Below are 25,858 nucleotides of genomic sequence, written 5' to 3'. Positions count from 1 at the left end.
ATCCATCGACTCCGTGAATGATGACGGCTGCCGGCTGGCTGGGACGATCCCGCGTCAGATCGCGTTCGTACCGCTGAGGATAGTTGCGGCCGGAGTCGCGGGAAACGCGTACCCGTGCTTGGCCGCTGATGCGATGAGAGAACTCGGCCCACAGAGCGTCGGGATCTGTGGAGAACTCGAAAGACGGCTGATTTGAGACACGCCAGTGTTTTTGGGCGCCCTCGTATGGCACGCCCGATGGGGCCTGTTGTAAGATGGGGGTAATCCTTTCGGATGGCACGACTGAGGCGGAGCTCAGATAGTCGGGAAACCGTTACTGAACCGCTTCAGATGTCTAGGGGATCAAATTGAATACCGTGTAGTCACCGAGTCCTTTCTTCTACTGAGATTTGATTCGTTTGCGTCCTTTGGGGCTAAGCGGATGCCAGTCCGCTGATCTCCAAGAACCAAGGTTCTTTTTGACGCTCCATCCAAGTTCTTCGTTCGTCCCGGCAAAAGAGGTACGAAGAACCTAATCTTCGGAAGGCCCGCGAAAGCGGGCCTTTCTGCATTTACGCGGTTTTCTGCAGGCGCGATCCATGCAAGTCAACGTCACGAACAGCCTGGGCTATCAAAGCTTCGACGTATTCGCTCACAGACAGGTTGCTGGAGCGAGCCGCTGCATCTAGCTTTGCGCGGCACTCCACAGACACCCTCGTGGCAACGAAGCTGCGTTCGCCCTTACTTCGCTGTCCGCCTCCACGATTCCCAGTTGCACTCATCTGCTCGTCCTCTGCTTGTGTCCCATTCCGGCCTGCTGCCTGAATGATTCGGTCAACGGTGACTAGCGGTCGGTGAGTCTGGTAGGCCCGATGGCTTCCCTGTTTCACTTTCCAGCTACACATGAAATTACCACCGTGTGACTCCGGTTTCTTGGACCTGTTTCAGTTTGCGCGTGGCTTCTGAGGCCGTGCTGCTCAGGAAGAAATAGAAACAATGGAACCATTGGCTCTTTCGGTGTGCTGACGGGCAGATATGGCTGTTTTGGGGCCAAGAACTTATGGGGCAATTGGCAATATTGGTACAAATGGTTCCAATAAACGGGCTAGATAATTTTTCCGTTTGGGCGTGTCGCCACTGGGGGAGTGGTCGGAAAGTGCTTCATCTTTCGCCGCATACACCGAAAGGTGCGATCCGTATATGCCGCGCAACTGCACCGGATCCGACGACACCAATGACGCCGAGAACCTCAATCCAGATGAGGCCGCGGCCAAAGTGACGCCCACCGACCAGCGAAAGTGCGGGTCAGTCCGTTGGCCTAGAGATCCTCGCAGTCGCGGCAGATCGTCACGTCCGCCCGCACCTTGGCGGCTTGGCTGCGGTGCCGGACGCTGAAGCATTCCCCGCACACGAACTCGTCGGTGCCTTGCGGGACCACCTCGACAACCAGTTCGTCCAGGACGATGGCCCCGGGAAGCTCCTGTCCCTCGAAGAAATCGGATTCCTCGAGGTCGACCTGGACGCTCTTGGCGTTGGGGGCATCCATCTTCTGGACGTCCTTGAGGATGCGCTCCGATGCCTCGGCAACATCCGGGCGTGCTTCGTCGTAATCCTGGGCCATGGCGGTCCTGCTTTCTGGTGGTGCTATTTACTGCCGAAAGTGTAGGTCCGGGGGAGCGGCTAATCCAATTGGCGAGGGATCGCACTTGTTTGTGTAACCGCCCGGTGACACAATTGATATATGGAGTTGCTCGAGCTGAACACGGCCACACTCGGAGGCGCGATGCGCGCCCGGCGGGAATCGCTCGGATACAGCCAACAGGCCCTGGCCGAGTCCATCGGAACGTCCCGAAAGTTCATCGTGGAGCTGGAAGCAGGCAAGGAGCATGCGTCCCTGACGTTGGCATTGAGGGCCCTTGCCGCATTGGGCTTTGATGGGCCAGCCCTGAGGGCCGAGGCAGTTCCCACGACACGGTTCCAGGAAGCGTTCGAGACCATCCTGTCCGAGGGGGATTACGAGTTCTCGCTGAGGATCCTGGGGGAGTACGCGACGGCCTCTCTGGAGGCCGGCCGGGCGCTCATGTCCACGGCTCCCCAGATCCGCGACAAGGACTACATGACGGCACTGGGAGCCATCACCCGTTGGCTGGCCCGCAAGACCCGGACGCCGGTCCCCGGATGGGCCCAGCGCGCCAAACCCTCCATCCACCCTGTCTTTCTGGCCGAGAAGCTTCATCCGGTCGGGGACCGGATGAAGGAACTCATCAGAGGCGAGACACCTCCGGAAATGGCGGAGCTGAACGTCTGGATCCGGGAACGCGACTTGGCGACACAGTGAATGCGCCGGAATTCAGCACCGAACGCATCGTCGAGCTGCTCGATCAGCTGGAACGGCGGCTTGCGGCCCGCGGCGTGGCACTGGATATCCAGATCGTCGGCGGTGCGGCCTTGCTGTTGCACGGGCTGCTGGATCGTTCCACGGAAGACATTGATGCCAGGTACGCAAGTGCCGCCGCGGTCGAGGAGGTCGCCCGACAGATGGCCGATGAATACGGACTGCCGGTAGGCTGGCTCAATTCGAAGGCCGCCGCGTTCCTGCCGGATGAGGCCGCATGGGTCGCCGGGAAGGAAGGAACCTCCGCCGCGATACGGCTTGCCGATCTACCCACGCTCGCGGCCATGAAGCTTGCCGCCGAACGGCAAAAAGACATCGAGGACCTGGGGCGGATTGCCAATGCGCTGGGCATCACCGACCCCGCGGATCTTGTGCGGATCGCCTATGAGAAATACGGCGAGGATTCCGTTCCGCTTTCTGCATCCCGGGAAAACTACGAGATTGTGGCCGAAGAAGCCATTGCCGCGGCCGTAGCCTTGAAACGACGTTGACCGGCCTTCGCGGATGGGCAGTGCGATCTTCATCATTTCGCCTGGTCAATCCACCATTAGGAAACGCCGACAATCTACATTGTGTTATTAAATATCAAATTTTTAGCCTATTTTAAATAAAATAAAATCCACTTGACGTAATCTATATTATCGGTAAAAAAATGCGTGTTCAGGGGAGTGGTGAACCAATGGCCGAAACAAGGGAACTGTCCCCGGCCTTGGGGATTGCCTGCACGGCGGTTGCCGCCAATCCGGGCCCACGTCACGGTGGATTTTCCGCGAAGCCATCGATGCAGGCGCCTCCCGGCATTCCATGCAGACGACTCGTGAAAATGACGCTGTCTAACCTGAAGTTACGTTGAACAGAACGCCAGGATCCCCGGATTGTCGGGGATCCTGGCGTTTTCGGTTCCGGGTTTCTGGCTACTTTCTGTGGTTTCGGATGTGGTGGTCGATCAGATCCATGGCGCGCTGTTGGCGGGGCGTGGGCAGGGAGAGCAGTTCGAAGGTCTTCTCAGTGCCCGGGATGCTGGTGGTGTTCCGCGCGCGGGTTCCCAGGTGGGCGAGCAGGTCCTGGTAGCTGGWGGCGGTGGTCCCGTCGTCGAGTTTCCGGGTGCTGGCCTTGCGCGCCGCGGTGGCCGAGCGTGCCACCTTGGCGACCGGTTCCTCGGGGACGGGTCGGTTCTCGTCGGTGAACGTCAGCGGTGCGAGGGCGGTGCGCAGGTGCCAGGTCAGGTGGGCGGCGAGCATGCAGAGGAACACGTGGGCGCGGGTCCGGTTTTCGGTGTAGTGGCGGATGGGGCGGATGCCCAGGTCCCGGGTTTTGAGGGTCTTGAAGATCTTCTCCACGTTGGCCAGGGACTTGTAGGTCCGCACCGCTTCGGGGGCGTCCAGGGCGGTTTCCGGGACGTTGGTGCGGATGACATAGATGCCGTCCAGGTCTGCCTCGCGTTTGATGGATTTTTCGTTGCGTTCGTAGGTGAACGCGGTGTCTTCGATGGTGATGTCGAAGTGCTTTTGCATGTTGTATTTGCCCACGATCTTGCCGACCTTCACCCCGATCGTCCCGGCGCCCTTGACTCGGCCGGCGGCCGCGGACTTCTTGATGGCTTCAAGCAATTCCTCGGTGGCCTCGAGCAGGCTGGTGCGCTTGTGGGCGCGCTTGGCGGCCAGGGCAGGGTTGCGGCAGGCGATCAGCCGTTCGCCCGGGTATTTCGGGTGGCTGATTTCGGCGAGGTTCAGCTGGTCGAACAGGCTCATCTGCAAGGGGCCTTTGTCCCCGGCGAGCTGCTGGATGTCGGTGTTGCGCAGCGCGGTGACCCAGGAGAAGTCGGTGTCTTTTTTGAGGTCTTCGACCCGGGCGTTGGTGATCATGCCACGGTCCCCGACCATGACCAGGTTCCGGACGCCGGAGAGGTCCTGGATTTCCGAGGCGATCCGGGTGAATGCGGCGGGGTCGGCGGTGTTGCCGGGGAAGACGCGCACCGCGATGGGCAACCCGGCGCGGGTGGCGAGCATGCCGTATTCGATCTGTTCGCAGCCGCGTTTCCTGTCGCGTGAGTACCCGAACCTTGCCAGGGGGTTGTGGGTTCCGGTGACCCAGGAGGAGGACAGGTCAAAGAGGGCCAAGCCCTCGGGGTTGTGTTCGGGTCCGAGGTGGGTGCGGGCGAGCTGCTTTTCGATGCGGGGCTGCTGTTCCAGGAGCCAGTCCATGGCGGCGTAGAGCTCATCGGAGCTGACCGGGCCGAGGTCGGTGCCCAGGGTGGTGTCGGCGAACCAGTTCAGGGTGGCGAGCTTGGAGGTCGGCTTGCAGATGCGGGCGGCGAGCAGGGCCATGATGAGGTCGCGGTTCCGGGAGGCGGGACCCAGGAGGGATTCGAAGCGCAGGCCGCGGGCCATGGCGTGGATCGCGTCGATGTGTCCGTGGGGCAGGGTGCGCAGGATCTGCATCCGGGTCTCGGCGTCCACCATTCTCTTGCCGTTCAGGGACGCCTTCAGGTCCAGGATGGCGCGTTCGGGCAGGTAGGAGATGTTGCCCAGGGTCTCGTGCTTGACCTTGCCGCCTTCGCGGTAGGTCCGGCGCACCAGGGCGGACCGGTATTCGACCTCCACGCCGGCCTTGTTGACCCTGCGGGAGGTATTGATGGCTACATGCATGGCCTTGGTGCCTTGTTCCATGACAACAAATTACATCTTATGCGTGGAGATTGGAAGGCTTTTCATGAATATTTTAGTGGCTACATTTTTCGGCCCAAAATGGGGATTTGCCCCGGAACCTTGCGGTTCCGAGGCAAATCCCTGACGTAACTTCAGTCTAACCGTCGGATTTTGGGGACGGGGCGTTGCAGCGATCACGAGAACTCAAGCGACCTTGACCTGCTCCGGGTTAAACCCCGCACGCCGGGCAGTACCCGGATGAGTATCGAATTCCGAGCCGGCCGTCAGCCGGCCAGCATTCCACTGACCAGTGCCCGCCAGGTAATCGGTCCCACAATGCCATCCACCACCAACTCCAGCGCCGACTGGAAGCCGCGCACAGCCCCGTCCGTCTTGGGCCCGAAAATGCCGTCGATCTTCAGTCCCTTGTTCGGATCACTCGAGAGATTGCGGAACTGGAATTCCTCCTGCACCCCCTTGACGGCATCTCCGGTGCTTCCCTGCCGGACGGTGACCACTACCACCGGCCATGTCTTGGGGCCCACGATCCCGTCCACATACAGTCCCTTGCTGCTCTGGAACGCCCGGACGGCGGCGTCGGTGATGGGACCGAAGTCTCCATCCACCAGCAGCGGGTGCCCGTGTTGGCGCAGCAGCCACTGCAGGGTCCGCACCGGATGGGCGGTATCCCCTTTTCGGGTGCTCGGCCATGGGCTGATGGTCTGTGTCGGTGTTGTCATGGCTGGGCCTCTCTTCCTCCGGTGCCCGGGACGGGCAGCTGATTCACGCCACGCTAGACCAGCGGCGGGCCAGGGTCAACGTCTTAACAGTTGGGCTGCGCATCCGATAAAAAGATCGATCCGACTTGCCCGGGGATGAACCAGTGAATGACTGAAAATACTCCGGAACAACGGAAAGGCCAGTGGCTGGATTGCCCCCTCAGCATGCGCCGGGGGGGACTTGTGTGCCTTCGGGCAGGTGAACAGTGTCGAAATACCCCGGATCCGGGGGGATCCGCTGATCCACACCTTCGGCCCGTCGACATCCCCCTCGGGCAGATATCGCAGGTAGCCCTTGATCAGCAGCACACCACCGATGCCCAGGAAGCGACTTGAACCGATGTCCACGACAATGAGACAACACCAGAAACACGCGCCGCCACACGGCTATTCCTATCTGAGGCACGACGAATCGGACAGATCTGGCCACAGCCCCGGATTGCAGGACCATGAGTCCGCCGCGTCCCAATTGCCGGTCAGCTACCTGCTGGGCACCGGTGTGGCGCCGATGTATCCTCTTCTTCCTTTTGGAATGGGTTCCCGCGAACCAGCTACTTCTGTCTGTTCGGCCCGGGACGGAGAGCCAAATGCTTCAAGACTACTGCCATGGAAACCACTCGCGGAAAGGCTCCCTTCCCGTATCGCGGCAAGGGCATGCCATCGGCTAGATTAGAGGAAAAAGCTCCTCGAGGGGAAGCAATTGTGATCCTGACTAAGACCGATGTCGTGCACTGGCTCGACTCGGTCGCGCCCGGCATCGGTCTGACGGTGCTATCCAGGCAAGCCGGCTTTTCGCGGATCCGCATCATCCAGCAACTGGCCGGTGACCGGGTCCAAGCCGTGACGATCATCAAGGTCGCCCGTGCCCTGGACCTCAACCCCCTCGAGCAGCTGCGCTCCTTCAAGGGCCACGAAGATCTCGAACCGTCCCGCCCGGACCGGCGCGAGGTCGGTGCCTTCATCCAGTGGGAGCACCTGCTGCGCGCCAGTGCCGCGCTCGAACTCGGCGAACCGGTCAGCGAGTCCTCGCTGGGTCCCACCCATTTCGGGGAGACCAGCCGGCAATGGATCGACAGCATCGACCCGGACGGCGGGCTGCGCAAGCACCTGCAGGCAGCCGGCCCGATCAGCAACCCCGGGCTCTCGAAAATGCTCAATGGCCCGTTGCGGTTGGACCTGGCGCTGCTCGCTGCGCAGTACGCTGATGTTCCGAGGGTTTCGGCGTTCACGGCAGCCCACCTGCTGACCCCTGCGGAGGCGGGATGGGTGGCCGATGAACGTGTGCAGTGGCTCCAGGGGTTGGGGAAGGTCGAACGCCTCCAACTCGTGGAGACACGAATCCATGCCGCCATCGTGCGGGAACAACGGACGCAGGACTTTATCAACCACCTGGGGTGATAAACATGGGTGACCTGGTCGCCGGCATTCTGGCCGTGGTGTTCAGTATCCTGGCCGTCATCAGGGCCCCTGGCGCGCTGCGCGAGGCGGCCAGGGTGCGGATGTGGCTGGCCCACGTGGTGATGGCCCTGGTGCTGTGGCTGAGCGTCGCCGTTGTCTACCTCTCGGTCGATGCGCTGCTGGGCGGCAGGAACATCGCCAACCTTCTGTCGCACGTCGGCTTCTTGGTGATCTTCTGGCTCGGCGGGGCCGAGGTCGCGTTGGGTCTGGGGCGCCGCGACTTGCACCGGCTGCTTCACGGCACCGTCGGGGCGATGGTCCTGGGCGCGGGAGCGGCGGCCATGACGGCCACCTTCATCGCCGCCGCTCCGGCATACTCGGCCATGGGGTTGAATCCCTTCCGGGACGATCCCCTGATCGTGCTGTACAAGGTCTTGAGCTACCTCTACCCCGGGTTTGTCGCTGCCGTGCTGGCAAGGCCGATGCTCCGTGCCTCCGTGGAAAGTCCCGGCTTGCTGGGATCGGCAAAGCGGTTCATGGCGATCGGGTTCATGCTGGTGCCCCTGGTCCCCGTGGCCCATCTGGGTGAGCTACTCGATCCCGGCTATGCGATGGTTGTTGACCTGGTCTTGTATCCGGCGATCATCCTGGTCGCCACGGGCGTCACGCTGGCCTTTGTCGCCCGCCGGCAAATCCACGGGGATGTCTCACCGGAGCACCGGCAGCAAGCCGAGCATCCCGACTAGCGCGCCAATGACGGCACCGGCGAAGACCTGGCTGCTGGTGTGATGGCTCAACTGGACCCGGGCCCAGCTGGTGGTCGCGACCATGGCCACCGCCAGGTAGGGCCCGTAGGGTTGCTCGGCGAAGGCATGGAGGAAGACGAAGGCGGCCACGGCCACGTGGATGGAAATCTTCCACGCCAGCGTAATGGCACCGGTGACCAGCAGCCCGGCCAGGATCAATAGGACCTCGCGGATCATGACCGGCTCGGCCTGCATTGCCACCAGCAACACCAGGCCGGCCAGGATGGAGGCCAGCGCGACCAGCAACAGCGGCCAGCGTTGTTCGCGCCGGGTCACATGGACATCTGTGACCCGGCCCCTGCCCCGCGCCCACACCAGGACGGCCCACGGAATCAGCGTGGTGAAGGTGGTGGCCAACAACGCCTGCCCCCAAGAAACCTCGGGAAACCGCAGCGGGGCCAGGGCCAGCAGGATGGTAACCAGGACGGTGGGGGCCAGGACATGGGACACCAGTCGTGGCAGCAGGTGTGTCGTCGGTGGTGGCACGATCCGGGCTCTTCCTGTTGGCAGGTAAAGGTTGCGCCGCCGCTGGTGTGTAGCCGGCTGGGATGAAGCCAGGGCGGGTTCCCCCATTCTCGCCGAAATCTTGGGCTCGAGGGCCTCTTCCCTCAGTACGGTTTCAGCCGTGCCGGGGGTATTCCTCATAGGTGTAGTCGCTGATCTTCCACCCCCGCGGAGTGTTGGCCATGGCGAGGCTGTAGAGACGGACCGAGGCACCGGGGGTGGTGTTCCCTGCCGCATCCATCCAGTCCCAGGTGACCTCGAAGGCCAGAAGTCCTGGCTGGAGGGAATCGGTTCCTTCCACGTCGATGACCTGCGGCACGGACACGCTGCGTGGGTGGGCGAACCATTCCCCGCCGGCGCCGTTGCGCTCCGGGGCGGTGATCGTGGCGGCCAGGTCCCGGGTGAAATAGGCGCGCGCCCGCAGATCCGCCTCCGTCTGGGTGGCGTCCGTTTCGGTGTGCCAGGTCGTCATGATTTCCAGGGCCTCGAGGGCGGCCTGCCGCTGGGCCGGAACCTGCAGCCCGGTTGGAGAGGCGCCGTGAGTCGGCATCGGGGTTCCGGGTGGCTGTCGTGCTGCCGGTGGCGGGTCCGGCTCTCGTGCACAGCCTGCCAGGAAGGCAAGGGTCGTGGCGCTAAGCAGTGCGCGGCGGGTGAGGTTCACAAGATGCCCTTTTCAACGAGTATCGGGGTCGGGTCAATGGTGTCGGCGTGGATCATCTGCCGGTCGTTCGATTCGGGCTTGATCACCTGGAAATGCAAGTGTGCCGCCGTCGAGTTCCCGGTGTTCCCCTCGATCCCCAGCCCCGTTCCGGCCTCGATCTCCTGCTGCGGGTGCACGAGCATGGAGCCGAGGGCGAAGTGGTGGAAGTCGAAGATGTAGCCGGGCTCCAGCAGGCAGCGGGCCATGATGCGCGACCCGTAGCCTCCGGCCAGCTCCTGGACGAGGGTGATGCGCAGCGCGGTGGGCGCAACCACCATCGCTCCCCGGCCCGTGGCCCTTCCGCGGCCGGTGGAGAAATCCAGGCCGAAGTGGAAGGTGGTCCACGGATTGCAGGCCGCCCCGGCCGGGCAGGGCCGGGGCCCGTATCCGCTGGTGAGCCGGCTGTGCGGCAGCGGGTGGACCCATGCTCCCTTCCCGGGCCGCAACTCCAGGGGCCCGGTGCCGGCGCACTCGGCGCTGTAGACGCGCTGGGCAAGGTCAAGGATCTTGGCCACGTAGCTTTGGGTTTCCCGGAATGGCGGGATCCCCGCATACTTGAGCACCGTGCCCGGGCCGGCGTTGTAGGCGGCGAACACCAAACGCTGCGGGTCCTGCCCCGTGATCCCCGCGATTCTCCCGCGCAGGTCGTGCAGGTAACGGCCCTGGGCCCGGATGCCGGCGACGGGGTCAAAGGGATCGGCCCCGTTGCCGTACTGGTCCCAGGTGCCGGGCATGAACTGGGCCAGCCCGCGGGCGCCGGCGGCACTGACCGCCTCGGGGTTCCAGCCGGATTCGGCCTCGATCTGTGCGGCGAGGAACTGGGCCGGGATCCCCGCCACCCGCGCCGCGGCCTCCAGGGCGGGCACCCACTCTTGGCGCGGCACGGCTTGGGCTCGCAAGCCCTGGCCCGTGGGGGTGCACCCGGGACCCACGGTCCCCGGAGACTGGTCATGGTGTGGTCCCGGGCCCAGGAAGAGGGGGATGGCCAGGCCGCCGAGGACCAGTCCCGCTCCCCCGCCGATGAGTGTTCTGCGATTGATCATTTGCGTCCACGTGCCTCCGCCAAAAAGTTTCATCTCTTTGACCTAGAGACTATCCCTAGGCCTGGTGATACTCTAGGGCCACGAGGCATAAGGAGGGCATCATGGCCGTGGAACCTGACTGGCCGGGAACGGCTCGACGACGCACTGCGGCCGTGGCCGCACTCACACCCCTCGCCGAACCACCCGAAAAACCTCCCGACGAGGACAACCACTTCTCAGACCAGCAATCCCCACCCTCCAGTCCTCCCCCGGCCACTGCACCCGCCGGCTTGGTCCGGGGACGCAGGAGCGCCGCGGTCCTGAAGGACGAGAACGTGGACCAGCAACTGCCGGCCGGCGACGGATGGCAACGCTGGGCCAGAACCCTCACCGCGGGACTCTGGAAACCCGCCGCCGGCAAGGACGAGCTTGAACGGCGCAACGACATCTCCACGATCCAACGGGTCTTCCCCCGGCCCATGACCGTGTTTGTCGTCCAGCCCCTGGGAGGGGCCGGCAAAACGATGCTCAGCGTGGGGATCGGCTCCACCTTCGGGATCCACAGCACCCTGGACACCCTGGTGTGGGACAACAACGAAACCATGGGGTCCCTGGGCATCAGGACCAACTCCAACGGATCGCGCACCACCGTCTGCGACCTGCTTCAGGAGCTGCCCAACCTCCAAGCGGAGCACACCCGCAAGGGCGACCTGTCCTTCTACACGCGGCACCAGGGCAACAACCGCTTCGCGGCATTGATCTCCGATGAGGATCCCGAGCGGATGAAAATGATCGGGAACACCGAATTCAACGCCATCCGCACCGTGGTGGAACGGTTCTACAACATCGTCGTCGTGGATTCGGGCAACAACACCCGCGCCGCCAACTGGCTCGCCTGCCTCGATGAGACCGACCAACTGGTGATCCCGGTGACCCTGAAGCAAAACTCGGTGGCCTCCATGCTGCGGATGATCGAGCAACTCGAATCCATGAGCGACATGGACAGGACCCCCCGCTATGAGGAACTGTGCCGGCGCGCGGTCATCGTGATCACCCCCGGATCCCAGCGCACCCAAGCTGACCCGAAGGAACAGCAGCGCCTGCGTGACCTTGTTGCCGAGGCGATCGGGGACCGCGGCCACCTTGTGGACATCCCCTTTGACCCGGCTCTGGACACCGGGGCCATCATCGACTGGCAACTGGTCAGCGACGACACCCGCAGGGCCTTTGAACGGGTCTGTGCACGCATCGCCGACGGGCTTTACGCCTGGGCGCTGGATGAGAAGAAGAACCCGGCTTTGAAAGGAACACGAAGCTGATGAACCCCCACCCACACCTCACGGATTTCCTGCTTCAAGGCCCCTTGGCGGCGGGCCCGAACCCGCTGGACGGGGTCACCCCCAACCTGGAACTGCTGGGCGTGAGGTTCTCCAACATGGTCACCCTGGTCCTGGGTGCCATCTGGGCCCTGGGCCTGGCAGTCATCGCAGCGGCTTTCCTCTGGAACCTGACCAAGTGGGGACTGGCCGGGCAACGCGGCAACATCGATGACGTCGAAGACGGGTCCGCCGGCGCCAAGCGTTCCGCGATCGCGTTCTTCGGCACGGCGATCGCCGGCATCATCCTCGGCGCACTCCTGGCTGTGGCGGGGATGCTGTAGCCATGACCAGGAAGCGGGCCCTGGTGATCACCATCTTGGTGCTGCTGGCCGCCTCCGTCGTCACGGCGAGCATCATGCTGTCCGGGAAACGTGACAACACACCAAACCCGGGGGCCTCCCTGGGAACCAATCCCGAGGGGTTCGAGATCTCCCCGGTGGCCGCCGGCGAGGGCGGCACTGCGCTGGGCCCCGACGGAGTGACACCCATCGGTTATCCCCCGACATGCGAGGGCGCCTACGCCGCAGCCATCAACTACCGCAAGACGCTTCAAACGACAGATTCAAATTGGCCAAGAGTCCGCGAAACGCTGCTTCTAATTTCAGCCGATCCAGAGGCAGTCGAATCAAGGATCGAAATCACGGATGAACTTGTGGAGCAGTATRGCAAGGGGAACTTTGTTTCTGCTGACATAAAGTCTCTCGGGATATTCAAGCCCTTGGAATGCGAGAAAGGCAAGTCAGCTCGGCTAATTGTGTCCGACGTGAGCACGCTTCATTATCCAGAGAGCGATCCATCCGTCATGGTTCAGGCCGCTCCTGTTGAGGTCGTATGGCAGAACGGAGATTGGAAAATTGCTTCGAACCCCAGCCTCGAATCAACAGAACTCCTCAGTCTCGAACTGCAGACCGATACGGCTCCTGCCATGATTCCAGAGATCATCAACGCACTGTTCACGGCCGACGATGGACAGACAGTCAGTCGTGAAGGATGGATGGTGGTGAACAATGCAACACGCTAGGTTCATCCAAGTCGTGGTTTTGGTGTTCTCCGCCGTCTTTGCGCTTCAGCTGGCGTCGGCACCCATTGCCCTGGCTGCCGACGAGGTTCCTGCAAGCATGACTCCGGATCAATGGAAGAGATTCCAAAAACTGGAACCGGCGCAGAAGCTGGAAATCCGGGACGCCATCATCAGCGGAAACGCCAAGGAACGGTGCGGCGACTTCCTGTTCTATAGCCTGCTTGGCAAGGGTGCTGCCTGCGAAGATCTGGTCAGACGGGCTTCCGTTCATGTGTGGCCGACGGCCGAACACGCGCTCGGAATGGCGTTCATACCTATGGGCATCTGCAAAGCACTGAGAAGGGAAGGTGCCTCAGTTCTAGCCACGCATAGGTGCGTGTCAAAGAATCTAGTTGCCGCCTTTAAGATCGCCGCGGGCCCCTTGGTAAAAATTGCTCTCCAGCAGACACCGGGCGGTCGCCTGGTCCTCGGGCTTACCGAGGGAGGAATCACCGTGGTGAAGTTCATCGCCGATCCGAAGTCGGAGCTTGAAAGCATGGCCAACACGGCCAAGGCCGAAAGCGTGAACTCCACCCAGAAGGTTCTCGAGCAAATAACCACCGTCTCGTCCTTTGATGCCGGGGACGCAGGATTCCGGAGCATGTGGGCGACCTTCGCCGGTGTCGGGCTTGTGCTCATGGGCCTGATGATCTTCGCCCTCCACCATTCCTACAGCCGCGGGGAAATGTCCGACGATACCTACCAAAACGCCCTCATGTACTACGCACCGGGAGGGGCGATCCTGGCCATTTGGGGGCCACCCTTGATGCACCAACTCGGCATTTGGTCTTCCGGCCTCGCTGCGGGGACGGGAGTCTTCGCCGGTTCCCAGGTCACCGACTTCATTGCCGTCATCGCGCGCTTTGGCGCCCTGGAAGCCACAGATTGGTTCGGACCCCTGATCGCACTGCTCTTCTTCGGGCTGTTGCTGATTGGTTCGTGGGGCGTATTGATCTACCTGGCCATGGTCCCCTTCCTGCAGGCCTCCGCCGCGCTGGCCCTGGCGTTGCTGGTGGGCATGTTCATCCACCCCCGCACCAGGCCCTATGCCCTCAAGATCGGCACCACCGTGCTGGGGCTGATGTTCCTCAAACCCGTCTTGTACCTGCTCCTGGGTGGCATCTTTTGGATCCTCGCGCACCAGGAAGCCCTCACCGCCGGAGCAGATAGCGTCCTGTCTACCGCGGTCAGCCTCGCGGTGACGGCCATGGTGTTGATCGCCGTATTGTTTGCCCCGGCCGCGATCTTTAGGCTGATGCCCGCGATGCCGGCCGGTGATTTCCAGTTTGGCGGAGGTCCCAACGTGGCCGGAGCCGCGCTGGCCGCAGGTGCCGGTGCCGCGGTGTCGCGCTCCATCTCTTCCAAGCGCGGCGGAGCCGCATCCTCCGGCCGACAGGGAAGCGGGGGATCTTGGGGTCCCCGAACGGGCGCGGCACGTTCCGGTGATCCCGGAGGCGGACCCGGCTCCGGAGGGCCCCCACCGGTCCCACCGCCCCAGCCGGGCCCCGGGCCTGCACCCCGGCCCGGGCAACTCGCGCAGGCCGGCGGAAGCCACAGCACCAATGGCAACGCCGGCAGGGCCAATAGCTCCCCCGCTCCCCAGGGACCTCGGCACCAGGGAAATAGTGGGGGCCCCGACGACACGACGGCTCCGCAGCACCCGAAGAAACCAGCGGGTGAGACACCGGCACCTTCACCCACTTCACCGGTGGTCGGTCCCGGAACCACCCCTGCCGGGGACGCATCCCCGGGCGGACCGCCGGCCGGACCGCCAAACCAACGCGGCGGCGCCGCCCCGGGCACCAAGATACGGTCGGTCGGCAGCACCTTGGGCGGCGCGGTCGGCTCCGTGGCCCGCGCCTCGGTGACCCCCTTACAGGCCGGCGCCGTTGGAGCCTTGCATGCCGGGCGGGAAGGCGCCCGACGCGCACGCGAGGCCTCCGATGCCATGATTCCCAAGAATTGGGGGGAATAGCCATGTCCCGAAGTGTCATCCTCGGCGGGGAAATCCGCGCGCGCGACGCCGGAGGACGAACCGTCTACGAATGGGCCCTCGCACTGACCAGCTTGCTGCTCGCTCTGGTCATTGGCTTCTCCGGAGGGGACAACCTCGGAACATTCTTCCTCGCCATTCTGGTGGGTGTCGCCGGGGTGGCGGTGAGTTCGCCGGCTTCCATCTGGGGCGGACGCAGCCCCGCCGGACTGCTGGTTGAACGTTTCTATTCCTTCTACCGTCGCCGCACCGGACGAAACGTCTTTGACCCCGAGACACCAGGCACCGGAACGCAGCCGGGAGCGATACCGGCCAGGGCCAAAAAGGGAATCCAGGATAACGCCCCTGTGATGGTAGGGGACGTGCGGATCACCGAGGTTCCCTTTTCGGCCCGGGACCGCGCCACGATATTCCGCCAGCAAGCCGGAGGCACCTCCTACTACACGATCATTCTGGAGGTCCAGGGCGCGGCCAGCGGGGTCCAGGAGGAAGACTTCGAGGACGCATCCCATATTGGGTGGGGGCAGGTGTTGGCGCGTTGCGCCCGGCGCACCTCCCCGGTCAGCCACGTCCAGTCTTTCGCCCGCTCCGTGCCCTCCGACATCACCGACCACACCCAATGGCTGGCCGCCTACATCTCCCCCGACGCGAACGACGAGGTACTGCGCTCCTACCAAGACCTCTGCCTGGAAGCCGACGCACGGGCCGAGCAACACCGCTCCTATGTGGTGCTCAGATTCAATTCCTCCGTGATCCTGAGCCGTATGGGCACGGCCCACGGCGGCGGCCTCGAGGGCACCTACCGGGCCATCGTCAACGAGGCACGGGCCATCATGGAACTGGCGGTCTCCCTGAACGCCATCACCGCCTTCCGCCCGCTGGACCATTCCCTGGTCGCGTCCCTCTTCGCCCACTGCCAAGACCCCTACACCTACGCCATCGACGACTACGCGGCCGCCCCCATTGAGAAGGTGTGGCAGTGCCTTGATGCCAACGCGTCCAGGCACGGGGTGCAGGTCAACGGGAAAGGGTTCACCAGGGTCGGCTATATCCCGCGCGACGGGTTCGAGGTTGGCGAACTTCCGGTCCAGGCGCTGAAGCACTTGGTCTCGGGGATCTATCCTCCGGTGATCCACTCGGTGTCGTGGATCAACGCGCTGGAGGACAGCCAGCAAGCGCGCGTCAAGGCACGCCGGCACCGGACGAGGGACTATGCGAAAAAGCGGGAACGGGCCAAGAAGGGCACGATCTCTGATGGCACGGACGAGGTGATGCTCGGTGCTTCCGAGCAGCGGGCCCTGGACTTGATGCCCGGCCAGGGACATCACGGGGCGTCATGGGCCGCGTACCTGAGCTATACGGTGGAGCGCGAGGACCAGCTGGAGTCGGTCGCCACGCATTTGGAAGCGGCCGCCTCAAATGCCGGGGTGCGGCACATCGAATGGCTGGATCTCAAACAGGATCTGGCCCTGGCCGTCGTCCTTCCCCTGGGACGGGGAATCCGGACATGAGCCTGACCCAGAACAAACGGACGAGCAAAAAGCACCAGGACCACGCGATTTCCAAAGTCAGGGGAGCGCGGCGCCGCAGTCGACGAAACAGCCAGGCACGAGATACCACCGAGCAAATGCCGACGCCCCAACAGGGCAGCCTGCCATCCAAGGCAACAGACAGTGGCGCGGCGGCCAAGGGCCGTGACCGACGCGGCAAGAAACCCCGACCCCCGGAACCCCAGAGTGCCTCCCATGGGGACAACAGTCTGCGGTGGCACGCCCACCGACGACTGTCCACCGGCTCCAAGCTCGGACTCTACGACCCGGCCCCTCCCGGTGCCCCGTCCTCCACCCGGCAAATGGAAGCCAGCCTGCTGGCCGTTGCCGCTCCCCCCACCAACCACAAGGGACTGATCTTCGGCCTCGACACCAGCACCGGCTGGATCATCAGCCACGACCCCTTCTTCGCCTACGGACACACCGTCCAAAACCCCAACGTCTGCTACATCGGGGATCTCGGATCCGGGAAAAGCTCCGCCATGAAAACCTGGGGACTGCTCCGTCCCCTGATCCTGGGCCGCGACATCGTCGTCCTGGACAAGAAACTCCAGAAAAACACCCTCGAAGGGGAATACGCTCCCCTGTGCCGGCACCTGGGCCGCGAACCGATCATCTTCAGGATCGGCGGCGGTGGATCCTGCATCAACATCCTGGACCCCCGGATCGGGACCGGGGACCAAGACGAGCGCAACACCGGGTCCCCGGCCGGGCAATCCATGTTGCTGCGGGCAGTCACCGAGGAAGCCCTCGGCCGCTCCTTGTCCCCCTTTGAAGGAAAGGCGTTGCGCACCGCCCACCGCCGTGCGCTACACACCGCCACCGACCACGGATACGTGGCGACCATCAGCCACGTCTTGGACGCCCTGCTGCACCCGGACGAACAGGACGCAGCCGAGGTTGAGGTCCCGCGCGCCGAACTGCGCGGTTGGGGCCTGGAGATTGCCTTCGAACTCGAACGGCTGATCAGCGACGACCTCGCCGGGCTCATCGACGGGGAAACCTCCCCCGACGTCCAACTCGGCGAGGGCCTGACGGTGTTCGACGTGTCCAACCTTCCCGAATCGGGCCCCGCGCTGGCCATCGTGATGACGCTGGTGAACACCTGGCTGGCGAACATGCTGCACCGCCGCACCCAAAACAGGCCCACGCACCTTTTGGTCGAGGAGGCCTGGCACTTGGTGCGCGGCACCGTCGCCGAGGTGATTGCCCGGAACCTCAAGCTCTCCCGCGCCCTGGGCCTGTCCAGCCACTTCGCGTTCCACCACATCAGCGATGTTCCCGAAGGCTCCACGGCCCAAGCCATCATCAAGGAATGCGACACCATCTTCATTTACCAGCAGAAAAAACCGGCCGACGCCCGGGCGGTCCTGGACATGTATGACTTGCCGGCCTCCAGCTACCTAGACATCCTGAAGATGCCCACCGGGAGCTGCCTGCTGAAAATCGGCAGTGAGGTGCCCATCAGGGCCAGGCACCTGCGCAGCCCCAGCGAGGTCACGCTCACCGACACCGACGCAGCAATGAAGCAGATGCAACATGCCCGCATCTAATCCACGGGGCACCGCGATGGGCCCGCTGCTGATACTGGCCCTGCTTCTCACGGTCCCCTATGCGGCGCTGAACCTGGGCGAGGCACTCACGCCCACGGGATCGGCCATCACCTGGAACGCCCGAGACCTCGGTGCGGGCCTCGCGCAAGGCCAAGTTCAGTGGCCCGTCGCCTCCACCTTCATCGCCGTCGGATTGTTCATCGCCCTGGTCCTGATGGCGGCGCTCCTCGTTGAAGGCACCAAAAACCTGCGAACCCGCAAGGACGGACCGGGTCCCTCCCCCGCCACCCTGCGCGCGCTGTCCCTGCGTCGCGCCGCCAGGTATGCGCGCAAGGCCCTGCGGGTCCCTGCCGGAACCAAGGACAAGGACCTCGTGGTGTCCATGGCAGCCACACCCCAGGGGAGGAAGCCGCTGTATATGCAGTTCGAGGATTCCTGCTGGACCTACGCCCCTGCCCGCGCCGGCAAGACCCTCACCATCGTCGCCCCCGGCATCCTCTCGGCGCCGGGCCCGGTGCTGGCAACTTCCACCAAGGTAGATGTCCTCACCCACACCGCTATCCCCCGGCTGGAGGCCGGCCAGGTGCTCGCCTTCGACCTGGAACAAATCACCGGCTGGCCCCACCAGGTCCTGTGGAACCCGGTGCACGGATGCCAGGACGAAAACGAGGCCCTGGCCCGCGGCAAGGCCTGGGCCCGGGCCACCTCCCGAGGCAACGTGAAAAACGGGGACTGGTTCGCCGACCAGGCCGCCGCCGTCCTGGGACGACTCCTGCACGCCGCGGCCTTGGAGGGCAAGGACCTGCGCGATGTCATGCGTTGGGCCTCGGACTTTACCGACGCCGAGCCGGTGGAGATCCTGCGTCGCAACGGAGCCCCGGAATCCTTTGTGGCCCGGCTGGTGGACCTGCGCTCCTCGCGTGCCGGGGAGGCGGTGGACGGCATCAAGATGACCCTCCAGGGACTCTTTGAACCCCTGGCTTCCAGCCGGGTGCTCTCACTGTTGGTTCCCGGGGAGCGGACAGCCTTCGACGCCCAGGAATTCCTGGCCGGACGCAACACCCTGTATGTGATCGCCGACGGGGACGCCTCCCCGCTGGCGCCATTGGTGACGATGTTCACCGACTTCGTGTTCCGTGCTGCCAAGGGTTTGTCCCAGCAGCGGGCCGGGGGCCGGCTGTGGCCGGTGTTCACCATGTTCCTGGACGAGGCCCCCAATGTCGCGGCCATCCGCGACATGCCGGCGGTGCTCTCCGAATCCGGCGGACGCGGCATCCGAGTGCTGGGCTTTTCGCAGTCCTTTGCCCAGAACGAGGCCCGGTGGGGAACCGACGCGGCCAGGGCCATCCAGGAGACCGCCAACGTCATCATCCTGATGCCCGGGCTCAAGCGGGAGGCGTTGAGGGACTATGCGGCGGAAATGGGCACCAGGCACCGGCAGCGGAGCAGCCACTCCACCGGCCGCAACGGCGGATCCACGACCACCAGCTTCGAAGAGGTGCAGGTGATGAAGGCCGAGGAGATCAAGCACCTGCGCGTCGGGGAGGCGTTGGTGGTGTATCGGAACCTGCCGCCCTTCGTGGGGCGGATGCACCCGTTGTGGGAACGCAAGGACTGGAAGGAACTCGAGGAACAAAGCCGGCAGGCGGAATTGATGTGCGGGAAGCTCTTCGCCGATGGGGAACCCGGGGCGGGGGCGCATGGCCATGGGCACGGAGGATTCATCGGAAGGATCGGGGAACGGCTCGCCCGCCGCGGAACCTGAGGGCACGATCGAAGAAGTCGTCCTGGAGCACGACGCCAAGATCGAGTATCTCCATGCGATGATGCAGGACCAGCAGAAGACGCTCGCCGCGCTGGTCAAGCACCTGGAGAGACCGAGCAGCTCCCCCGATCAACAAGACTCCGCCCCGTGGAACCTGAAGGACGGGTCCGAAAAGCAGCGGGGCAAGATCCTCGGCCAGCTCTACGACTGGATCGGTTGGTACAACGACACCTACCCCGGGGTGGAGGAACACGTGATCCCGCCATGCTGGTTCCGCCACCGCGCCGTCGTCCAGGAATTGGTTGCCGTGTTCGTGGCGTGGCAGGCAGCATACTGCGGCCTGGAGGAACCCGACGACGCCCCGGCATATTGGCACGAACGGATCCTTCACCCCACGATCGCACGGCTATCGAGCGACAAGGCCGCCGGGTGGGGCAATTGCCTGGGCACCCACCGGGAACCGCATCCACCGGACACCGGCGGCGCCGATCGTGAGGCGTTCCAGGCCTGGCTTGCCACCCAGGGCGGCACGTGAGTTTCTCTCCCGGTGTCGTGGACTACCCAAGATGCTGCCAAGGTGCGGCCTGGTGACCGGGCAACACGTGGAAACCGGCCAATGTCATCACCAGAAGGTGCTGATCGATGTAGCTTCTATGTAGATTTTAATAGGCTTCATGGGTAGAATGAAGGTACGTGAACCACCAAGGGAGGCCAACCATGTCCATCGACGCAGTCGTGGGATCCGCAGCGGTCCGCACCAATGAACTCGGCATCCGGGAAATCGTACGCCGGCTCAACGCCGGACTGGGACCGACCCTGGTCGCCGGACTGGCCGGCAGCAAGGACCGCCGAATCTCCCACAAATGGGCCAAGGAAGACGGCCCGGAACCCAACCAGGCGGCAGTCCGACGCCTCATGGCAGCAATCCGCCTGTGGACCGAGCTGTCCGAGGCACACGGGGAACACGTGGCACGGTTGTGGTTCATCGGCTCGAACCCCTGGCTGGATGAGGACTCCCCCGTGGAGGCCATCATGGAAGACAGGTACAAGGAGACCCGGGCAGCGGCCAACGCCATGCTCACCGGAGGATTCTCGGGTTGAGCACGCGCATCTGCCAAAAGACCGGCCTTGCCCTCCTTGAAGGTCCGGTCGCCGGGTACCGCATTGCCAACGCCACCTACGGGGCCCTGAACCCCGAGAAACGCCACGACGATGGCCTGCGGGATGACTGGAGTCGCTGGGACACCCCGGGGCGCACCGTTTACATTGCCGGCACCCTCGACACGGCCTTTCGCGAATGCCTGGCCTGGGCGCGCATGGTTCCCAGCCACCAGAAAAAGCTGGGCCGGCTCGCAACGCTCTGGGACATGGACCCCGACGAGGTCATGCGCGAGGTCCAGGCTGATTTCGAGAAGCTCGGCCACATGCAGCCAGGGCACCTCCCGTTCTCGTGGAGAGATTCACGCCTGATCCATCGCATCACGGTTCCCCAATCCGCCGGGCCATGGGTCGACATGGAACACCAAGCCACGCTGGACGCTCTGTCCTTGGGACCGTCGTCCGGGGTCAAGGCCTTCACCGGGCGCGAGGAAATCGACAGGTCCGCCACCTACTCCAATGATCGCGACGTGACCACGCGCATCGCACAGTGGCTTCGCAGCGTGGTGCTGGATGACGGCACCGAACTCGCGGGCGTCCGCTTCAGGTCCAGGGTCGGCAACGGCATCTGCTGGGCCTACTGGATGAGACGGACCGACCTGGGACTGGCTGAAGTTGCACACGCGGACGCGGGAAGAGATATCCGCAACCGGGAGCCATCCATGGTCGCCGTCACGAATGCGTGGGGAATCCGCTCCTGGTAGAAGCACCCCCGGGGCCACCCGCACACGGAGGCACCGGACGTGCTGTTTCCGCTGCCTCAGCCCAGCCGTGGCCCCTCGGACTCCGGGCCGGCTCCCGGGCCGTCGTGCCGCCGGACTCCGCGGGCCTTCCGCGCCTGTGAATCCTGGAGCCGGGCCAGCCGCTCCCGCAAGGTGCGCGGCCCGCCCTCTTCGTCACCGGGCTGCGCCGCCGCGGGCACGGCTTCCTTCCCCGCGTCCTGCTCCGCGAACGGCACAGCGCCCGGTTGCCGCTTCTCGGTGCGGCGGCGGCGCAGTTCGGCAATCGCTTCCTCGGCTGCCGTGGGTGCGGTGCCGGGGGCCTCCAGCTCGGCCTCGAGGCGATCCGCGGTCCGCTCCCCCAAGTTCAACGGCGCTCTGGTGGTGAGGCTGCTGTGTTTGTGCAGCGAGGTCGCCCGGGCCTTGAGGTCCAGGGCGATCGCGTTGTTGCGGTGTTCCTTGGGGACCAGGCGCGGTTCGCTGTCGGGGATGTTGTAGGTGTGTCGGTAGGCGGCGATTTCGGCCGCGAGGTCGCACCAGTCCCGGTGTCGGTCGCTGCGCCGGGGCACCGGTCCCAGATCGGTGAGCCAGGCCGGCGGGTTTTGGGCCAGTTCGGCGCCCACCCGGGTGAATTCGCGTTTCACCACGGCCCGGTATTGCTGGATTTGCGCGGCCCATGCGGCGGGGGTTTCGGGCTTCCAGAGGTGCTCGGTGGGGGCGAACCATTCGGGCAGGTCCTTCGGTGTTTCGTGTTCGCGCTGGTCCATGAGGGAGCGCACTTCCAGTTCGCCGTTGATCCGCTCCAGGACAGTGTCGGCGCCGCGGATGCGGCCGGTGCGTTCACGTTCAAAGGTCTCGGCCCGGTGCACAGCCTCGGGCATGGTGCCCCGCAGCGCTTGTTCCTGGCGCAGGGAATCCAATTCCCACGTGAGCTCCTGGGTCCTGTTCTCCGGGTTGGAAGGGATCTGCCGGTCCCGTTCATCCTCGGCCCGGGTGATCCGCGCGATGAGTTCGTCGTCTCCCAGATGCCCGTAAAGGCGGTGCCGCCAGGGTTTGAGCCCCGCGGTCTGCCTGCCAACAGGTTCATCCAGGATGCTGCGGCGGCGCTCCAGGGCGAGAACCCGCAGGTGCTCGAGGTGCTCGGTGGAAACCTCTTTGAGGGGGCGGCGGGCTTCGGCGAGGACATGTTCGCGGCTTTCCATGAGTCGTTCAACCCTCCACGCCATGACGGCTGAGCGGTCATGTGCTGATTCGATTTGGCCCACCTCCAGGGCATCTTGGATGAGCCGGGGCATGTCCAGCCCGCGGTCCTCGGCGACCCCCAGGTGGTGGGCCACGGCGTCCCACGCCGTGGAGCGGAAGTACGGCTCGGCTTTCCGGGATCCGGCCTGGTCCGCAAAGAGGGTGCGCAGGCGTTGTTCCCGGGCTTGGTCGACGAGGTCGCGGTGGATGGCACCCAGGTGTTCGATGCTGCGGGACCGGGCTCGTTCGGCCGTGGAGGTGTCGTGGGCGCTGAGGTTCCCCGCGGTGTTCGCGGCGATCCGCGCCAACACGTCTGGGGCTTGTTCTCCGGCTTCCAGGGCCACGTAGACCTTGTTGCCGTAGCGTCCGCGGCTGGTGGCCACATACGCCTGTGCCCGGTCCAGACCGGCGGACAGCAAGGCATGGGAACTGTCGTAGGTCATGCCCTGGGCCCGGTGGATAGTCGAGGCGTATCCCAGCTCCACTTGGGTCCGAACGTATTCGGGGGGCAGGGTGGTTGTGCCGTGGTGGTCGCGGTGCTGTACATCCAGCGCCCCGTCGTCCCGGATGCCGGTGACCGTCCAGACGTCGTTGTTTTTCACGAAGTCGTGCCCGCGGTTCACGATCAGGCGGCGGTCATTGCGCCGGGTTACCACCACGTCGCCCACATGGGCCCGTGCCCCGTTTTGCAGGTCGGTGCTGGTGCCAGCATTCAGTTCACCGAGCTGGAGTCGGTAGGCCTGCGCCCGGTCGTTCAGAGCGCCGACAAGGGCGTTGCTGGGGGCGATCATCAGCGTGCGGTGCCCGGCATTTTGGTCTTTTTGCCATCCGGCAAACACGTGGTGTTCCATCAATTCCGTGTCACCGGCCATGATCCGTTGGTTCTCCCAGTAGAACGCCCACGGGTCATCGGTCCCGAGCAACGGTGCTTGGCGCAGGGTCAGGCTGGCGGCGGCTTCCTCCTCGTTCGGTGTCCCGTCAAGGTGGCGGAAGCGGTGCACGGTTTCCAGGCGCACGGCCGGCTCATATTGGTCGATCAGCCGCAGGGCCCCGCCGCAGCCGATGGCGCCGAGTTGGCGGTCATCGCCGATGGCCCGGATCAGGGCCCCGTGCTCGGCGGCCAGGATCACGGCCCGGGCGAAGAGCCCGGTGCCGACCATGCCCGCCTCATCGAGCAGGAGCATGTCTCCTGGTTTGAGGGGGACAAAGTGTTCGGAGGGTTCATTGGCGCCCAGGACGAAGGCATCCAGCGTCATCGCCTCGGTGCCGACCTCGCGTCCCAGCAGGGCGGCCGCAGCTGCGGTCGGGGCCACGGCCAGGACCCTGCCACCGGCAGTCCTGGTGGTGTCCACGACCAGGCGCATGGCCATGGTCTTCCCGGTGCCGGCCGGACCGATGCCGATCCTCAGCAGCCGGTCACTGCAGGTGAATTCTTCGGCCAGCGTCCGTTGCCCCTCATCGAGCCGACCCTCGATCTGGCCGAGGACGCGGGTGAAATGATCGTGGGTGGCCACGGGGATGACGCTTTGTTGGGCGGCTGCCAGCAGCTCGTTTTCGGCCGCCAGGACGGCGTGGGAGGTGTAGAGCTTGCGCTTGGCTTTCTGGTATTTGTGCACCGCGGTCATGGCCCCGGCCACCGGCGCAGGGATCGGAAGATCCGGGGTCAGGCACAAACATTGGTGCTCCAGGACGGTGTTTGTGAGGGCGAATACGAGGGTGTCGGGCAGTCTCCGGGATCCGGCGAGGGAGCCGAGTTGGCGGGTAGCCTCGGCCTGGACGTGGTGCTCTCCCCAAACGGCGCGTTCGGATTCGAGCCGCTGCACCACACTTACGGCGAGGTCCTGCAGGGTCTTCTCTGAGAGGCTAAATAATGTCTGGTGGGCGCGGAGTCCCAGATGGCGTCGTGCCCGTTGGGCCTGCTTGAGTGCGGCTTCCCCGACCGGAAGGCGCAGCCCGATGCCGAACTTCAACTGCCAGCCCTCCACCAGCTCGGCCAGCGGTTTCCCGTGTTTCTTGTCCGCCCGGGTGGTGAGGGTGGCCTGCTGGCTCAGGTGGATCATTTGCTTGCGGTTCGGCTCGTAGCCATGCTCGGACCGGAACCTGTCCGCCAGTAATCCGAGTGCCGATTGGATCTGTCCGCGGCGGGAGGATGCCGCCTCGATGGCCGCCATGTCGATGCCGGCGATCTCCGTGACCGGGCGTTTCCCGGGCACCGGGCGCATCGTGGTGGCCACGCCCAGGGATTCGCAGACGTTCTCCATGACCCGGCGGTTGTAGTGTTCGCTGGCGGCCACGTTGAACTGGTACAGCAGCGCCCCATCCAGGGTCCCCCATTTCTCATCGGTGCCCAACACCTTGTTGGAGACCACCACATGCTCGTGGAGCTGCGGGTCCCCGTCGCGGGAGTCGTAGTGGCGGAAGCGGGTGTAGATCAGGCCGCCGGCGACGTCCTGCTGCCGCACCCCGTTCTTCCCCCGCCGGGTATAGACGGCGGTGTCCTCAAGGTAGGCCATGGTCGATTCCACGGCGTCCAGGTGCGCCCGCTCGATGGCCAGGCGCACTCTGTCGCCTCCCACGCCCCACAGGTAGGACACGGATTTGGGTGGGGAGAAGACCAAGTCGAAACCTGCGACGGCCTGCGCCGCGGGACGCATGTGCTGGGCAACAAACCGACCGAGTTCTTCCGTGGAGGCGGGGTTGCGGCCGTGCAGTTCCCGGAAGTATTGGGCGCCCACCTTGGCCCGCAGGCGCCGGCGTTCATCCACATCCGGGGCACGGTGCTGCAGACGTTCGAAGTCTCCCAGCACGGTCGTGATGCGTTTGTGGAGAATGTTTTCCTTTTGGGAGAAGCGCTTGTAGCGTTGCCCCAGGTCCTTTCCGAACGGTTCCCCGGTCAGCTCGCTGGTCTCCCCAAAGCGGGGGTGCAGGCCTTCGCCGTAGAGGAGTTGCATCTGCGCCTCGGTGACCATTCCTGAGATTTCGAGGTGCTCTGCCCCGCGCCCGCCCCACTGCCCCGGCGGGTAGCCGGAGAGGTGGTAATACTCCCCCAACTCGCGGTCTTTGGTGCGTAGTTCATCACCGCTGGCGACTTCCCGGGTGTAGTAGGTATAGCCGTCGCCCGCACTGAGTTTGTGCACGGTCATCACACCCCCAGTGTGAACCTGGGGACCTCATTTATCAAGGATGCATGAGGTGTGACAAAGCATGG

At 64.5% G+C, this 25,858-nt stretch carries 21 protein-coding genes; 14 read left to right on the top strand and 7 right to left on the bottom strand.

The window, feature by feature from the left end; all coding sequences use genetic code 11:
• Positions 1-1,297: 1,297 nt before the first annotated feature.
• Entirely contained in the window at positions 1,298-1,600 is a 303-nt protein-coding gene (locus tag BLJ79_RS17930) for a DUF4193 family protein (RefSeq protein WP_071216145.1), read from the bottom strand.
• Between the two features lie 120 nt (positions 1,601-1,720).
• Here BLJ79_RS17930 and BLJ79_RS17925 point away from each other — a divergent pair, with 120 nt between their 5' ends.
• Together BLJ79_RS17925 and BLJ79_RS17920 are read left to right on the top strand one after the other, a co-directional pair.
• The gene (locus BLJ79_RS17925; protein WP_071216144.1) at positions 1,721-2,317 is read left to right on the top strand and encodes a helix-turn-helix domain-containing protein; all 597 of its coding nucleotides are present in this window, start codon (positions 1,721-1,723) and stop codon (positions 2,315-2,317) included.
• Complete coding sequence (locus BLJ79_RS17920) at positions 2,314-2,865, top strand: DUF6036 family nucleotidyltransferase (protein ID WP_071216143.1); 552 nt, start codon at positions 2,314-2,316, stop codon at positions 2,863-2,865. Before BLJ79_RS17925 ends, BLJ79_RS17920 begins: the two co-directional genes overlap by 4 nt.
• A gap of 423 nt (positions 2,866-3,288) precedes the next feature.
• Here BLJ79_RS17920 and BLJ79_RS17915 read toward each other — a convergent pair whose 3' ends face one another.
• Positions 3,289-5,022 (bottom strand): IS1634 family transposase, encoded by a 1,734-nt coding sequence (locus tag BLJ79_RS17915; RefSeq protein ID WP_071216189.1) that lies wholly within the window; start codon positions 5,020-5,022, stop codon positions 3,289-3,291.
• Positions 5,023-5,306: 284 nt separating this feature from the next.
• A complete protein-coding gene (locus BLJ79_RS17910) occupies positions 5,307-5,762 on the bottom strand; it encodes a peptidoglycan-binding domain-containing protein (protein ID WP_071216142.1) in 456 nt (151 codons plus the stop codon).
• A 741-nt stretch (positions 5,763-6,503) separates the two neighbouring features.
• Between BLJ79_RS17910 and BLJ79_RS17905 the strand changes: the two genes are divergently transcribed.
• Both BLJ79_RS17905 and BLJ79_RS17900 read left to right on the top strand, forming a co-directional pair.
• Positions 6,504-7,199 carry a hypothetical protein gene (locus BLJ79_RS17905; RefSeq protein WP_071216141.1) on the top strand — a complete coding sequence of 232 codons (696 nt, stop codon included), beginning with the start codon at positions 6,504-6,506 and terminating at the stop codon, positions 7,197-7,199.
• A gap of 5 nt (positions 7,200-7,204) precedes the next feature.
• On the top strand, positions 7,205-7,945 hold the full coding sequence (locus tag BLJ79_RS17900) for a hypothetical protein (RefSeq protein ID WP_071216140.1): 741 nt from the start codon (positions 7,205-7,207) through the stop codon (positions 7,943-7,945).
• On the opposite strand, the gene BLJ79_RS17895 is transcribed toward BLJ79_RS17900, so the two are convergent.
• From BLJ79_RS17895 to BLJ79_RS17885, 3 genes are all read right to left on the bottom strand, one after another.
• Positions 7,907-8,491 carry a phosphatase PAP2 family protein gene (locus tag BLJ79_RS17895; protein ID WP_139194954.1) on the bottom strand — a complete coding sequence of 195 codons (585 nt, stop codon included), beginning with the start codon at positions 8,489-8,491 and terminating at the stop codon, positions 7,907-7,909. The two genes, BLJ79_RS17900 and BLJ79_RS17895, sit on opposite strands and share 39 nt — an antisense overlap.
• 133 nt (positions 8,492-8,624) lie before the next feature.
• A complete protein-coding gene (locus BLJ79_RS17890; RefSeq protein WP_071216139.1) occupies positions 8,625-9,059 on the bottom strand; it encodes a hypothetical protein in 435 nt (144 codons plus the stop codon).
• 107 nt (positions 9,060-9,166) lie between these two features.
• Positions 9,167-10,252 (bottom strand): transglycosylase SLT domain-containing protein, encoded by a 1,086-nt coding sequence (locus BLJ79_RS17885; protein ID WP_071216138.1) that lies wholly within the window; start codon positions 10,250-10,252, stop codon positions 9,167-9,169.
• A gap of 101 nt (positions 10,253-10,353) precedes the next feature.
• On the opposite strand from BLJ79_RS17885, the gene BLJ79_RS17880 reads away from it, so the two are divergent.
• The 10 genes from BLJ79_RS17880 (at position 10,354) to BLJ79_RS17835 (ending at position 21,393) form a co-directional block, all read left to right on the top strand.
• Complete coding sequence (locus tag BLJ79_RS17880) at positions 10,354-11,550, top strand: MinD/ParA family ATP-binding protein (protein WP_139194953.1); 1,197 nt, start codon at positions 10,354-10,356, stop codon at positions 11,548-11,550.
• Positions 11,550-11,891 carry a hypothetical protein gene (locus tag BLJ79_RS17875; protein ID WP_071216136.1) on the top strand — a complete coding sequence of 114 codons (342 nt, stop codon included), beginning with the start codon at positions 11,550-11,552 and terminating at the stop codon, positions 11,889-11,891. Before BLJ79_RS17880 ends, BLJ79_RS17875 begins: the two co-directional genes overlap by 1 nt.
• Positions 11,892-11,914: 23 nt before the next feature.
• Positions 11,915-12,631: a hypothetical protein gene (locus tag BLJ79_RS17870; protein ID WP_139194952.1), complete on the top strand. Its 717-nt coding sequence runs from the start codon at positions 11,915-11,917 to the stop codon at positions 12,629-12,631.
• A 376-nt stretch (positions 12,632-13,007) separates the two neighbouring features.
• A complete protein-coding gene (locus tag BLJ79_RS23040; protein WP_139194951.1) occupies positions 13,008-14,645 on the top strand; it encodes a hypothetical protein in 1,638 nt (545 codons plus the stop codon).
• 2 nt (positions 14,646-14,647) lie between these two features.
• Positions 14,648-16,174 carry a hypothetical protein gene (locus BLJ79_RS17860; protein WP_071216133.1) on the top strand — a complete coding sequence of 509 codons (1,527 nt, stop codon included), beginning with the start codon at positions 14,648-14,650 and terminating at the stop codon, positions 16,172-16,174.
• Between the two features lie 116 nt (positions 16,175-16,290).
• Positions 16,291-17,766, top strand: a complete 1,476-nt coding sequence (locus tag BLJ79_RS17855) for a putative type IV secretion/conjugal transfer ATPase (protein WP_286135478.1) — start codon at positions 16,291-16,293, stop codon at positions 17,764-17,766.
• Positions 17,753-19,531 (top strand): type IV secretory system conjugative DNA transfer family protein, encoded by a 1,779-nt coding sequence (locus tag BLJ79_RS17850; RefSeq protein WP_083411430.1) that lies wholly within the window; start codon positions 17,753-17,755, stop codon positions 19,529-19,531. The genes BLJ79_RS17855 and BLJ79_RS17850 overlap by 14 nt, the downstream gene beginning before the upstream one ends.
• Entirely contained in the window at positions 19,473-20,066 is a 594-nt protein-coding gene (locus BLJ79_RS17845; protein WP_175475529.1) for a hypothetical protein, read from the top strand. The genes BLJ79_RS17850 and BLJ79_RS17845 overlap by 59 nt, the downstream gene beginning before the upstream one ends.
• Before the next feature lie 182 nt (positions 20,067-20,248).
• Entirely contained in the window at positions 20,249-20,632 is a 384-nt protein-coding gene (locus BLJ79_RS17840; protein ID WP_007270754.1) for a hypothetical protein, read from the top strand.
• A complete protein-coding gene (locus tag BLJ79_RS17835; RefSeq protein ID WP_071216129.1) occupies positions 20,629-21,393 on the top strand; it encodes an RES domain-containing protein in 765 nt (254 codons plus the stop codon). Before BLJ79_RS17840 ends, BLJ79_RS17835 begins: the two co-directional genes overlap by 4 nt.
• A 56-nt stretch (positions 21,394-21,449) precedes the next feature.
• Here the strand turns inward: BLJ79_RS17835 and mobF are convergent, their stop codons facing one another.
• Complete coding sequence (gene mobF, locus BLJ79_RS17830) at positions 21,450-25,793, bottom strand: MobF family relaxase (RefSeq protein ID WP_071216128.1); 4,344 nt, start codon at positions 25,791-25,793, stop codon at positions 21,450-21,452.
• Positions 25,794-25,858 lie beyond the last annotated feature (65 nt).

It is taken from the genome of Arthrobacter sp. UCD-GKA (assembly GCF_001863355.1).
In the GTDB taxonomy this organism is placed as follows: Bacteria; Actinomycetota; Actinomycetes; order Actinomycetales; family Micrococcaceae; genus Paeniglutamicibacter.
This window is presented reverse-complemented; position numbering and strand designations above follow the sequence as displayed.

Coding starts and splice junctions, on each gene's coding strand:
- BLJ79_RS17930 (WP_071216145.1), bottom strand. CDS start 1,600: ATGGCCCAGGATTACGACGAAGCACGCCCGGATGTTGCCGAGGCATCG.
- BLJ79_RS17925 (WP_071216144.1), top strand. CDS start 1,721: ATGGAGTTGCTCGAGCTGAACACGGCCACACTCGGAGGCGCGATGCGC.
- BLJ79_RS17910 (WP_071216142.1), bottom strand. CDS start 5,762: ATGACAACACCGACACAGACCATCAGCCCATGGCCGAGCACCCGAAAA.
- BLJ79_RS17900 (WP_071216140.1), top strand. CDS start 7,205: ATGGGTGACCTGGTCGCCGGCATTCTGGCCGTGGTGTTCAGTATCCTG.
- BLJ79_RS17890 (WP_071216139.1), bottom strand. CDS start 9,059: ATGCCGACTCACGGCGCCTCTCCAACCGGGCTGCAGGTTCCGGCCCAG.
- BLJ79_RS17885 (WP_071216138.1), bottom strand. CDS start 10,252: ATGATCAATCGCAGAACACTCATCGGCGGGGGAGCGGGACTGGTCCTC.
- BLJ79_RS17880 (WP_139194953.1), top strand. CDS start 10,354: ATGGCCGTGGAACCTGACTGGCCGGGAACGGCTCGACGACGCACTGCG.
- BLJ79_RS17875 (WP_071216136.1), top strand. CDS start 11,550: ATGAACCCCCACCCACACCTCACGGATTTCCTGCTTCAAGGCCCCTTG.
- BLJ79_RS17860 (WP_071216133.1), top strand. CDS start 14,648: ATGTCCCGAAGTGTCATCCTCGGCGGGGAAATCCGCGCGCGCGACGCC.
- BLJ79_RS17855 (WP_286135478.1), top strand. CDS start 16,291: ATGCCGACGCCCCAACAGGGCAGCCTGCCATCCAAGGCAACAGACAGT.
- BLJ79_RS17850 (WP_083411430.1), top strand. CDS start 17,753: ATGCCCGCATCTAATCCACGGGGCACCGCGATGGGCCCGCTGCTGATA.
- BLJ79_RS17845 (WP_175475529.1), top strand. CDS start 19,473: ATGGGCACGGAGGATTCATCGGAAGGATCGGGGAACGGCTCGCCCGCC.
- BLJ79_RS17840 (WP_007270754.1), top strand. CDS start 20,249: ATGTCCATCGACGCAGTCGTGGGATCCGCAGCGGTCCGCACCAATGAA.
- mobF (WP_071216128.1), bottom strand. CDS start 25,793: ATGACCGTGCACAAACTCAGTGCGGGCGACGGCTATACCTACTACACC.